The sequence below is a fragment of the Bacillus sp. FSL W8-0116 genome, assembly GCF_038003825.1.
Lineage (GTDB): Bacteria > Bacillota > Bacilli > Bacillales > DSM-4216 > Bacillus_O > Bacillus_O smithii.
In genome coordinates this window covers 2,580,722-2,593,318 of record NZ_JBBOPY010000001.1, presented here as the reverse complement: position 1 = coordinate 2,593,318, position 12,597 = coordinate 2,580,722, and the positions used below count along the sequence as shown (strand labels likewise).

Annotated in this window: 9 protein-coding genes and 1 other annotated feature; of the genes, 5 read left to right on the top strand and 4 right to left on the bottom strand. The window is 40.3% G+C overall.

Going from position 1 to position 12,597, the window contains the following annotated elements; genetic code table 11:
• Positions 1-46 precede the first annotated feature (46 nt).
• Positions 47-1,717 (bottom strand): sensor domain-containing diguanylate cyclase, encoded by a 1,671-nt coding sequence (locus tag N1I86_RS12395; protein ID WP_341096564.1) that lies wholly within the window; start codon positions 1,715-1,717, stop codon positions 47-49.
• Positions 1,718-1,846: 129 nt separating this feature from the next.
• Between N1I86_RS12395 and N1I86_RS12390 the strand changes: the two genes are divergently transcribed.
• Together N1I86_RS12390 and rpsD are read left to right on the top strand one after the other, a co-directional pair.
• Positions 1,847-2,892 (top strand): IS630-like element ISBs2 family transposase gene (locus N1I86_RS12390; protein ID WP_076611651.1). Its coding sequence is split into 2 segments (ribosomal slippage): positions 1,847-2,350 and positions 2,353-2,892, totalling 1,044 coding nucleotides; the frame shifts between segments, so codons are not numbered across the junction.
• Between the two features lie 1,109 nt (positions 2,893-4,001).
• Positions 4,002-4,604 carry a 30S ribosomal protein S4 gene (gene rpsD, locus N1I86_RS12385; protein ID WP_003355671.1) on the top strand — a complete coding sequence of 201 codons (603 nt, stop codon included), beginning with the start codon at positions 4,002-4,004 and terminating at the stop codon, positions 4,602-4,604.
• Positions 4,605-4,780: 176 nt separating this feature from the next.
• Here rpsD and tyrS read toward each other — a convergent pair whose 3' ends face one another.
• Positions 4,781-6,037: a tyrosine--tRNA ligase gene (gene tyrS / locus N1I86_RS12380; RefSeq protein WP_341096562.1), complete on the bottom strand. Its 1,257-nt coding sequence runs from the start codon at positions 6,035-6,037 to the stop codon at positions 4,781-4,783.
• A gap of 59 nt (positions 6,038-6,096) precedes the next feature.
• Positions 6,097-6,307, bottom strand: a binding site (T-box leader).
• Positions 6,308-6,608: 301 nt separating this feature from the next.
• Positions 6,609-8,327 carry an acetate--CoA ligase gene (gene acsA / locus N1I86_RS12375; protein ID WP_341096560.1) on the bottom strand — a complete coding sequence of 573 codons (1,719 nt, stop codon included), beginning with the start codon at positions 8,325-8,327 and terminating at the stop codon, positions 6,609-6,611.
• A 258-nt stretch (positions 8,328-8,585) separates the two neighbouring features.
• On the opposite strand from acsA, the gene N1I86_RS12370 reads away from it, so the two are divergent.
• From N1I86_RS12370 to N1I86_RS12360, 3 genes are read left to right on the top strand one after another with little or no spacing between them, the layout of a single operon-like run.
• Positions 8,586-9,218 (top strand): GNAT family N-acetyltransferase, encoded by a 633-nt coding sequence (locus N1I86_RS12370; RefSeq protein WP_003355674.1) that lies wholly within the window; start codon positions 8,586-8,588, stop codon positions 9,216-9,218.
• Between the two features lie 33 nt (positions 9,219-9,251).
• The gene (locus N1I86_RS12365) at positions 9,252-9,899 is read left to right on the top strand and encodes an acetoin utilization AcuB family protein (protein WP_341097343.1); all 648 of its coding nucleotides are present in this window, start codon (positions 9,252-9,254) and stop codon (positions 9,897-9,899) included.
• On the top strand, positions 9,896-11,053 hold the full coding sequence (locus N1I86_RS12360; protein WP_040342026.1) for an acetoin utilization protein AcuC: 1,158 nt from the start codon (positions 9,896-9,898) through the stop codon (positions 11,051-11,053). The genes N1I86_RS12365 and N1I86_RS12360 overlap by 4 nt, the downstream gene beginning before the upstream one ends.
• 268 nt (positions 11,054-11,321) lie before the next feature.
• On the opposite strand, the gene ccpA is transcribed toward N1I86_RS12360, so the two are convergent.
• Positions 11,322-12,320, bottom strand: coding sequence for a catabolite control protein A (gene ccpA, locus N1I86_RS12355; RefSeq protein WP_003355677.1), 999 nt, complete (start codon positions 12,318-12,320; stop codon positions 11,322-11,324).
• Between the last annotated feature and the right edge of the window lie 277 nt (positions 12,321-12,597).

Sequence of the window (12,597 nt, the reverse complement as noted above, 5' to 3'; positions counted from 1 at the left end):
GAGGCGGATTCTAAATTTTATTTGGAATCCGCCTCATCCCGACTTGTTATGAAAAAGGCATTTTGCTGTCGTTTTCACTATGATAACTAATGGTCATTTTGTTTTTGCCGGTTGCTTTCGAAACGTACAGTGCTTGGTCGGCTTTTTTAAACAACGATTCTACGTCTTCTCCACTTCCTTTGTACCATCGAGACATTCCGCAAGAAACCGTCACTTTCGGATTCGTCTTTTCTTCCACTTCTACTACTATCCTTTGTGAAAGTTTCTCTGCTTCATTCACAGTCAAATGAGGAAAATAGATAGACAGCTCCTCTCCGCCCCATCTTGCAGCTATTCCTTTTTGACCGGAGACAGATTGAATAATTTTGGCCACTTGAACGATGACCTCATCCCCTACTTGATGTCCGTACGTGTCATTGATTTTTTTAAAATCATCAATATCGATCAGAAGAAAGCTCCCTTGTTCGTCGTTCTGCAGCGACTCGCTCATCTTTGACTCCAAATAGTTTCGGGAATATAAATTCGTTAAATAATCGGTAATCACAAGACGTTCAAGTTCCTCTCTTAAAAGAGAATTGGTCAAAGCCAATGTGGAATGATAAATCAAGGACTGCAGCAATTTATACATATCAAACGTAAATCCATAGGCGCTGTCTTTCAATACAATGCAAAATCCTTTTAGCATGTCGCTTTCAAACATGGGAACAGCCATTAATGAACGATATGGAAATTTTCTATCCGTTATTTTTCTGGCTATGTCCCCAATAAATATCGAATCTTTTTCTTCTTCCATTCTCTTTCCTACATACGATATGTACATTTTTCCCGATTCATCCAAAAAAATCGGGGAGCTTCCTTCCAATACTTTATAGCCATCTTTTTCTATAAAAATGAATCCGCAAGCAGAAGCTCCAAAGGAGGAAAGGATTTTGGACTGCAAAAACAATATAGTATCGGAAAAGCGCAAATTGGAATTCAGCTGCCGCGATGTTTCGTTGATAAGCTGCAAATCGGCAATAAATCGTCTCGATTGCTGATAAAGCTTGGCATTTTCCAAAGCGCTTCCACCTGTTTCCACAAGCAGCCGAATAAACTCAATTCTTTCGTTGTTCAATTGAAAAGGTGGACAATCGACTTTTAAAAGTCCGTACACCCCTTGCTTTCCTTTTATAGGGACATATAAAACACTTTTGTTTGCTTGCGTTAAGTGCTCCACTTTTACTTCGCCGCTTACATACGCTTCCATCGCCATAGAGCGAGTATTTTCTATTTCAAATAAATAGACGGGCAATTCTATGTCATTTTTATCAATCGTAAGATTTAACGAATAAAAATAATGAGGAAAAACACGTTTGAGGGTGTCCACCATTTCGTTTAATACACATTCAATATTCATTGAAGAATGAAATCTTTTTGTTGCTTGAAACAATTCTTTATAGAATCTGTCCTCTTTTGAGACGGAAGCGACAAAGGCATAATGCTGAAAAAAGCGATTACTTTCTTCCGTAAATTCTTTTAAAAACCTTTCGGTGATTTTTTCTTCCAAAGGAGTTTTTACAAATAAACAGCCATAGACTTCATGTTTACAAAGAAACTGGACGCCAAACGAATATTCGGAATAGCAACGACTGACATCCAGGATATCCCGTTGTACCCATCGTTTTTTTTCAAATAGACGCTCTATTTCTTCCTGCTGTTCATTTGAAACGGTTTGCATCAAATTCCTGTCCAAAAAATAGAATTTTTCTGACTTTAAAATGTCCGAAATATATAAATTGAAATAAAGGTTTTCTCCCGTTCCACGGCGAATAAATACAAAGAGAAAATAGGGGAACGGAGAGAAAATATGATGCCAAATCACAAAGACGAGATCGAAAAGTTGTCCACTGCCATGAAAGAAGCAAAAAGTAAACGAGCATATGAACGCTACCAAGCGATTTATCTTCATTTGCAGGGATATACCAAAGGAGAAATCGCAACGATTATTGGTCGATCCAAGAAAACTATTTATAACTATATTCATGCCTACGCCCAGCGCGGTCTTGATGGACTGGAGATGAAATACTCACCTGGCGCCCCACGTCGATTGACCCCTGAGCAGGAAAAAGAGCTGGCTTTGATCATTGAACATCAGCTCCCCGTAGATGTGGGATTCGAAGCAAAATATAATTGGACGCTTGCGATAATCGCTGAACTCATTCAACAAAAGTGGGGGCCAACATACACGCTTCGCGGAACAAGTGACATTCTGCATCGGTTAGGGCTAAGCTATACGAAACCGACCTATACACTAGCCAATGCCGATGAAGAGAAACAAAAAGAATTCGTCGAAATCACCTTCCCTGAAGTAAAAAAAAACTGGTAGATGGGAACATCGCCCATGTCCTCTTTCAAGATGAGTCGATGATTCGTGATTACCAAGCGATTCAAAAAACATGGTTTGTCAAAGGAAAACAACGAATCATTCCGACGTTTGGAAAACATCAAGGGCTGAAGCTGATTGGCACGTTGAACTACGAAACAGGGGAAGTGTTTTGCATCGAAGAAGAATGCTATGACGCGGAAACATTTCTTCGATTTCTTCAACTTGTGTTAGAACGCTATCCCACAGGCAAAATAGTGATGATTTTAGATAACGCTCGAATTCACCATGCCAAACTCATTCAGCCATTTTTAAAAGAACACGAAGATCGGTTAGAGCTCGTCTTTTTGCCACCATACAGTCCGCAATTGAACTTGATTGAAGGGCTATGGAAATGGCTGAAATCAGACGTGATTTACAACGTGTTCTATTCGAGTGTGCAAGAAATTAGAAAGAATGTCCAAGCCTTTATTCAGCGAATCAACCAGAAACCAGAACAAACGATCGATCGTTTGTGTGTTCAGTTGTAAATCTTTAATTCAACTTATATAGTTTTCAGCCACTTTTGCCGAACATCTTGTTCATCCGGGTTCACGACAAGCTCATATAATGCCGCTTTATACAAAGCCATCATATTTTTCAAAAAGATTTCGTCCATCCTTTAATCACCTGAGTTTTCCATCCAATTGATTTTGCGACTGTTGCAAAGCTCCACACAGCTCCGCAAGCTTAAAAGGAAGGATTTCCTGTTTCCATTTCATTCATATCGCGTCAACAAACGCAAAGGTTTGGAACTCGTACCTTCCAACTATAAAATTTTCCTCATTTAGATCCATGTCAATCATACAAAACGATTTTTAATTAAATATTTTTTCGGAATGTTACATAAATTTAATCACCTTGCATTATTTTCAAATCAATCCTTTATAGTATAGCATAGAAAAAAAGATTATTATATATATTATTCAAACTTTTTCCATTGTCCTGATTTATTATTTTTTTACTACCTTAATTCCATAAATATGAAAAAAGAAATGACTATTTCACTAATAAATAAGTTTTATCTTCCTCTCGAATTTTAATTAAGACAATAAAAATAGTTAGTCGGGGATGCAAAAACAGAAAAGAGAAACAGGAGGAATAAAAAATTCATTGATCAGATTCAAGCAAGCAGTTTGGCAGTCTTTCTCATTTTCATATTAGAAACACTCATTTCAGCACACCTGTTTATGAAATCATTGTTTCGATTTCAAGGATACTCCAAGTTCATTTCGCAGGCTGATCCTATCCTTTTGAAGCAAACTTTTGATGATTCCGTTTCAATGCCTTATTCTGAAATCAGTGCTCCCACTTTCTTTTCGCTATCCAATCAACTTTCACCTTTTTCTTAAAACGCCCTTGACTCACACAACAAGACGACATATAATGAGTTTTGTGTAAAATAAAGTAAGCAGCCTTTGTGAACACATTTTTGCGTTCATTTTGTTCCTCACATCCAATGAGAATAAATCTTGGATGAGGTGCATCGCGTAACCCTTAGCTGCTGGGGCGATGGTGCATGAAAACAAAATGGCCAAAATTGCTGTCTCACGCCTGTTTTTTATTTTACAACAAAATAAAATAAAGGAGGAGTTTTTCCATGGCTCGTTATACTGGTCCTACATGGAAAATTTCCCGTCGCCTTGGCATTTCCTTAAGCGGAACGGGGAAAGAATTAGAAAAACGCCCATATGCTCCTGGACAACATGGTCCAAACCAACGTAGAAAACTTTCCGAATATGGTCTTCAATTGCAAGAAAAACAAAAATTACGCCATATGTACGGAGTAAATGAACGTCAATTCCGTAATCTGTTCGTAAAAGCTGGCAAAATGAAAGGGGTTCACGGTGAAAACTTCATGATTTTGCTTGAATCCCGTCTTGACAATCTTGTTTATCGTCTCGGTTTAGCGCGTACTCGCCGCCAAGCTCGTCAGCTTGTTAACCACGGTCATATTCTTGTAGATGGAAGCCGCGTAGATATTCCATCTTACCAAGTTCGCCCGGGTCAAACCATCGGTGTTCGCGAAAAATCTCGCAACCTTGACATCATTAAAGAATCCGTGGAAGCTAACAACTACGTTCCTGAATATTTAACTTTTGATGCTGATAAATTAGAAGGAACTTATACTCGTCTTCCAGAACGTTCTGAGCTTCCTGCTGAAATTAACGAATCTCTTATCGTTGAGTTCTACTCTCGTTAATCAATTTAAAAAGAGCCTGTTTAGGCTCTTTTTTCATTTCTTCGCTCGTCGGTTCCCCATTTTTTTCGATTCCGCAATGAAAGAATCTCTTCTATTTTGAGGAAAAAAGCTTTTAACATCCGTATTTATATAACAGAAACAGCGTCCCATGACTTTTTAGGACGCTGTTTTTATTCTTAGTATTTAATTAAAAAGTATTTCTTTTTCCCTCTGCGGACAATCGTAAACTGGCCCTCAATCCGGTCAGTTTCCGTTAATTGATAGCTTGTATCCGTGACTCTTTCTCCGTTGATATAGATGGCTCCATTTTGAATATCTTCGCGAGCCTGGCGTTTCGATGGAGAAATTTTTGCTTGGACTAATAAATCAACCAAACCCAGTTCTTGAGTTTCCTTCACTTCATAGGAAGGGACATCTTTAAATCCTTGTTTAATCTCTTCTGCTGATAATTGTTTAATATCTCCGCTGAATAACGATTCTGAAATGCGAATCGCTTGATTGAGCGCCTCTTGGCCATGAATAAGGCGGGTCATTTCTTCCGCAAGCGCTTTTTGAGCTTTGCGCAAATGCGGCTCTTTTTTCAATGATCGTTCCAAATCCTCAATTTCTTCTTTTGTCAGGAACGTAAAGTATTTTAAGTATTTCACTACATCTTCATCCGCTGTGTTAATCCAAAATTGATAGAATTCATAAGGAGAGGTCTTTTCCGGATCCAGCCAAACAGCACCGTTTTCTGTTTTCCCGAATTTTGTGCCATCTGCTTTCGTCACAAGCGGGATCGTTAAACCATACGCTTTTGCTCCGTCATGAATCTTTCGAATTAATTCCAATCCGGTTGTAATGTTGCCCCATTGGTCGCTTCCGCCGATTTGTAATTTACATTGATACTCATCGAACAAATGCAAAAAGTCGATCCCTTGCAAAATCGTGTAGCTGAACTCTGTAAACGAAATACCGGTTTCTAGGCGGGAAGCGATCGTATCTTTTGCCAGCATGTAATTGATGCCGATGTATTTTCCATAATCACGCAAGAACGTAATGACGTTCATCGTACTTGTCCAGTCATAATTATTGACGAGCACCGCTCCGTTGGATCCATCAAAATCAAAAATTTTCTCTAATTGTTTTTTCAACCCTTTTACATTTTCTTGAACCGTTTCAATCGTTTGAAGTTTGCGTTCTTCTTTTTTCCCGCTTGGATCGCCAATCATCCCCGTTGCTCCACCGATCAGCACAATCGGTCGGTGCCCGTGCTGTTGAAAACGACGAAGTGTCAAAAACGGAAGCAAATGTCCAATATGCAGACTGTCAGCCGTTGGATCCACTCCGCAATATAGCGAAATCTTTTCGTTTTCAAGAAGCTCCTTAATATCCTGTTCATCTGTTTGTTGGTAAATGATCCCTCTCCACTGTAATTCTTCCAGTAAATTCACCGTTGTTCCTCCTTTGATCAAGAAATTTTTTCCAAACGCAAAAAAGTCCCTGCTAAAAAAGCAGGGACGCTGTTCGCGCGGTACCACCCAAATTGAGAATTGCTTCTCCACTCATTGATTGCTAACGGTTTAGACCGTTTGCCGCTACTCTCCTTTTCACGGCAAAAGCTCCGGGAGGTAATTCGTTCAACTGCATGTATCGGTTTGCACCATCCACCGACTCTCTGAAAGCAAAGACAGCGAACTACTGATTCCCTTCACGGCTTTTCCACGATTCATTTGTCATTCTACATTCGTTCATATATGAATTTTTATCACAGTTATATGGGATTGTCAATGCGACGTAAAAATTTAGGCAAAGTCATTTGCCATTCAAGGCCGTTTGTTGGACACTTGGATCGAAGAAATCTCGGCATTAGCTATGACAACGATCTTAATGTCAATCATTCTCTTATGAGCAAAAGCAAAAAACAGGGCTGACTAAGCCAACTGTCAGCCCTCTTCACAAAAGGAAGGAAAAGACCTCTTCACTTCGTTTTGTACATGCAGACAATGAAACAACGATTTCGAACTAGTCTTCCATTGTGGATAAGTCGCCAGTCGGCAAGTCTAGTTCCCAAGCTTTTAAGACGCGGCGCATAATTTTTCCGCTTCGTGTTTTCGGTAGTTTGTCGCGGAATTCAATTTCCCTCGGAGCGGCATGGGCCGCCAAGCCTTTCTTAATAAATTGGCGAATGTCTTCCTTCAGTTCATCCGAAGGTTCATATCCTTCCCTTAACGCAACAAACGCTTTAATAATTTCCCCGCGGACAGGGTCCGGCTTCCCGATGACCCCCGCTTCAGCAACTGCGGGATGCTCTACCAATTTGCTTTCTACCTCAAAAGGTCCCACTCGTTCACCCGATGTCATAATCACATCATCCACACGTCCCTGGAACCAAAAATATCCATCTTCATCCTTATATGCGGAATCCCCCGATACGTACCAATCTCCGGCTAAAAAGTAAGATTCATATTTCTCTTTATTTTTCCAAATCGTATACATCATGGAAGGCCAACCTTTTTTGATGGCCAAATTCCCCATCCGATTAGGAGGGAGTTCGTTTCCTCTGTCATCCACAATGGCGGCTTTCACGCCGGGAAGCGGTTTGCCCATGGATCCTGGTTTAATCTCCATGCATGGATAATTGCAAATCATAATGGCTCCTGTTTCCGTCATCCACCACGTATCATGGATGCGAACATCAAAAACTTTCTTTCCCCATCGCACCACTTCAGGATTCAACGGTTCACCAACGCTCAATATATGGCGGAGCGAACTTAAATCAAACTGTTTCACGAGTTCATCTCCTGCTCCCATGAGCATGCGAAAAGCAGTTGGAGCACTGTACCAAACGGTAATCTCGAACTCTTCAATCGTCTTATACCAATGTTCAGGATTAAAACGTCCGCCCACAATCACGTTGGATGCTCCCATTAACCAAGGTCCGAATATGCCATAAGACGTCCCCGTTACCCAGCCCGGATCCGCTGTGCACCAATAAACATCGTCTTCTTTCAAATCGAGCACCCACTTGGCTGTTTGATAATGCTGGATCATCGCATTATGAACATGAAGGACACCTTTTGGCTTTCCCGTAGACCCTGAAGTATAATGAAGGATCAAACCATCGTTTCGATCGACCCACTCGATATCAAACCGTTTGCTGGCGTTTTTCAGTTTGGCCAAAAAGTCGATATGTGTCTCATCTTCTTGAATATCTTTCCCAACCAGAAAAATCTTTTTCAAAGCGGGAAGATCTTGTTTGGGCACCCTGTGCAGAAGTTCCGTTGTAGTGATCAGCACCTTTGCCTCACTATCTTGAAGCCGGTCTCTTACTGCCCCTTCCATAAAGGCCTCAAATAATGGACCGACGATGGCACCGGTCTTGATTGTCCCTAAAAGGGCAAAATACAGTTCAGGCGAACGGGGCATGAAAATAAACACCCTGTCTCCTTTTTGAACATCTCCATACTCCTTCAAAACATTTGCTGCCCGATTTGTCCATTCTTTCATTTCTTTAAACGTATATTTTTCATTTCTTTCAGCGTCTTTATAATAGAGAGCCACTTTATTTTTGCGAAAAGTCTCAACATGACGGTCAATGGCTTCATAAGCCAAATTGACTTTTCCCGTTTCGTACCAAGAAAAATATTTTTCAGCTTCTTTCCAATCAAACGACTGATAAGTTTCCTCGTAATCTTTTAAATTGAAATCCCCTTTGACGACTGGTAACGCTTCCAACCTCATTTGACCGATTCCCCCTTTCAATAATGACAATTTTATTATACTATATTTATTATTTTTTCTCAATTTTTTAAAAATTTCATATGTTACATGATTCTGTCATCCCATCATTTCTCTCTTTACATCATGATCTTTCCATCTTAACTTGATTATACCATTTTTGTCAAAAGAACAAAAACAATCTGAAAAGTTTGTAAAAATGGTTTGCCGGTATAGTGCTTATATAAGATAATGAAAGTAAGATTTCAAGGTGGTGACCAGATGGAACATAAAAAAACGTATCATTCTCTTAAAATGGAAACTCCGAAAGGAGAACTTATCATTGAAGGTCCAATTTCCTCAAACACGCTGGCAAACTTAGAGTTTCATAAAGATCTTGTCGCTTTTCGCCAGCCTTCAAAGCAGCATAAAGCGCTGATCGAAATTGCCGATCTCCCCGAAGGAAGAATTATCATCGCTCGGGAACATCAAACCATTGTCGGTTATGTAACCTTTCTATATCCTGATCCTCTTGAACGATGGTCAGAAGGAAACATGGAAGATCTTATTGAATTAGGAGCCATTGAAGTGATTCCCGAATATCGGGGATTCGGAGTAGGAAAGAATCTTTTGCGGGTCTCCATGATGGATGATGCCATGGAAGACTATATTATTATAACGACGGAATATTATTGGCATTGGGACTTAAAAGGCACCGGTTTAAATGTTTGGGAATATCGAAAAGTGATGGAAAAAATGATGAATGCCGGCGGTCTTGTTTGGTATGCAACCGATGATCCGGAAATCAGTTCTCACCCTGCCAACTGTTTGATGGCAAGGATAGGAAAAAGAGTCAGCCCCCAATCCATTGAGAAATTCGATCAGCTTCGTTTCATGAACCGATTTATGTATTAAAGTTTGTGTCAAAGGATAAGGAGGCAAATGATGATGATCGTAGAAGAAATTATGAATAAGGAAATCTATACCCTTCCCCCTGATGCTTCAATTCGAGATGCACTTCAATTGTTAAAATCTAAAAAAATCCGCCATATTCCGGTTGTGGATGAAAAACAACATTTAGTCGGTCTTGTAACAGAGCGGGATTTAAAAAATATCACATCTTCCATTTTTCAAAAAGAAATAAGGGAAGAAATTCTGAAAAAACCCCTTCATTCCTTTATGATAAAAAAAGTTGTAACAGGTCATCCACTAGACTTTGTAGAAGAAGTTGCTTATCTTTTCTACGACAATCAAATTGGCTGTTTGCCCATTGTCCAAGACGGCAAACTTGTGGGAATCCTTTCTGAAACAGAAGTCCTCCATACATTCGTGGAATTGACGGGAGCCAATCAGCCGGGGTCCCAAATTGAAGTAAAAGTCCCTGATAAAACAGGCATTCTGTACGAAGTGGTGACCGTGATTCATAAACAGAAGGCCAATGTTTTGAGTGTTCTTGTATATCCCGACAAAAAGGATGAACGATATAAAATTCTTGTTTTTCGCGTTCAAACGATGAATCCTCTCGAACTCATTCATGCATTAAAGAAGGAAGGGCATACGGTTTTATGGCCAAATATGCCCGGGATTTCCATATGAAAAAAAAGGCCGTATTTATTTATTCAGACGATCTATTAACTTATAAATTCCATAATCAGCATCCGTTCAATCAATTTAGAATCACTTTGACAATAGATTTATTGCAAAGCATTGACGCCTTAAAAGAAGAACATATCATTCCGCCGCGGATCGCCACCGAAAAAGAGCTTACCCTCATCCACGATCCCTCTTATATTCAAGCGGTAAAAAAAGCCGGAGAAGGACAACTATCCCCGGATATTGCCGAAGGATATGGGCTCGGCACGGAGGATACGCCCATTTTTAAAGGCATGCATGAAGCAAGCGCTCTGTTGGTAGGAGGAACATTAACAGCCGTTGATTGGGTCATGACCGACAAAGCCGAACATGCCGTTCACTTAGGTGGAGGGCTGCATCATGGATTTCGCGGAAAAGCTTCCGGTTTTTGCATCTACAATGATAGTTCTGTCGCTATCCAGTATTTGCTGGAAAAATATCATGCCAGGGTTTTGTATGTAGACACCGATGCTCATCATGGCGACGGTGTGCAATGGTCTTTTTATGATGATCCAAATGTTTGTACGTTGTCCATCCATGAAACGGGAAGGTATTTATTCCCGGGCACCGGAAATATCAACGAGAGGGGAAACGGAAAAGGATACGGCTATTCCTTCAACATCCCTTTGGATGCTTTCACTGAAGATGAATCTTGGCTCCATGCGTATGAAACAGCCATTTGGGAAGTCGCGGCCTATTTTAAACCGGATGTGATTTTGACACAAAACGGTGCGGATGCCCACTATTATGATCCTTTGACCCACTTATCGACTACCATGAAAATTTATGAACGCATTCCTAAAATGGCCCACGCCATTGCCCATCAATATTGCGACGGCCGCTGGATTGCCGTAGGGGGTGGGGGATATGATATTTGGAGAGTCGTTCCCCGGGCATGGTCCCGAATTTGGCTGGAGATGACCGACAATAATCATTTTAACGGTCCTTTACCAGAAAAATGGATATCGAAGTGGTCGAAAAAATCGCCTGTTCCATTGCCTGCTGCTTGGGAAGACCCTGAAGGAATCTACAAACCCATTCCCCGTAAACAGGAAATTACGGAAAAAAACCGCCTAACCGTAGAAAAAGCACTTTACCCGCTGCGTCATGAACATTAAACGAAACCGTCAGTTGATAAAAAATATTATTCGAATTTTCATTTTTTTAAACAAGAACCAATCAAAAACACCTATCCGACCGGCTGAACAGGTGCTATGTTTCTTCTTATGAGCATTAGATCACTATTTTATTTGTCTCTTGTGAATGGAGTTGAATATGGTCCCTGCTTTCCTCTTGATTGAAAGAAGCAAGGGGAAATTATATTCCTAAATGCAATAGGTCCAACAATAACCAGCGACGGAGATCGTGGCTGGTTATTGTTGGACCTTATTTTGTAGAATTCCGTTTTTCAATTCGGTGTGGCAGTATAACAATATGGTCTTTCACTTCCTCTTTGTTCATATATTTTGTCAGCAGACGCATAGCAACAGCTCCTATGTCATAAAGCGGCTGTACGACAGCTGTTAATTTCGGTCGAACCATCACCGATAGCTTTGTACTTTCGAAACTAACGATTTCCAGATCATCCGGAATATGAACACCGTCATCTTGCGCTCCATGAATAACGCCTAATGCCATTTCATCGTTGCTGACAAAAATAGCGGTCGGCTTTTCTGCATTTTCCCGAAATTTTCCCCAAGCTTCCATTCCGGAGTCATATGTGTAGTCCCCTTCAAATAGCCATTCTTCTTTCCAAGAAATACCGGCATCTTTCAAAGCCTCTTTATAACCTTCGAATATAAATTCCTTGCTGATGGTGTTGTTGAAAGGTGCAGCCACAAAACCGATACGTTTATGCCCTTTTTTCGTCAGCATTTCAACGGCTTCATAAGCGGCCCGTTTATAGTCGATATTAACAGAAGGGATTTGATTGGATTGTTCAACGGATCCCGCCAGAACGATCGGTACAGACGAACGTTCAAATTCCTTTACATGTTCTTCTGTGATGGTCCCACTCATAAACACGATCCCATCCACTTGTTTGCCAAGCATCGTGTTTAAAAGACGAATCTCTTTCTCTTTATTTTGATCGGAATTGCTCAAAATAATGTTGTAATTATACATAGTAGCAATATCTTCAATTCCTCGGGCCAGTTCCGCATAAAAAATATGGGAAATGTCGGGAATGATCACACCGACTGTTGTCGTTTTTTTGCTGGCCAGCCCTCTAGCTACCGCATTCGGACGATAGCCCAATCTTTCGATCACTTCCAACACTTTTTTTCTTGTCGTTGGTTTCACGTTGGGATTTCCGTTCACCACCCTTGAAACCGTCGCCATGGAAACATTCGCTTCTCTTGCTACATCATATATCGTAACAGTCACTGCATTTCCCACTCCTTCATACTTTTCCTCTTATTTCTATTATATTAAAACCTAGGAAATAAAAAGCTTTTCTTGTAAAAAACTTTGTGAAATTGTTTACGAACTGGTCTCGTTCTCCTATAATACCTTAAATTCCTCTCATTATGCAATGAAAAGTAAAGCGATTTTTCCGCAAAGTCCATTCAAGAAACTCTTATCGCTATAGTTGAATGCATGATCCCGACAATCATCCAGCCTTTCCTCTCTATTGTTTTGTAATATCTCCATTTCATCTTCA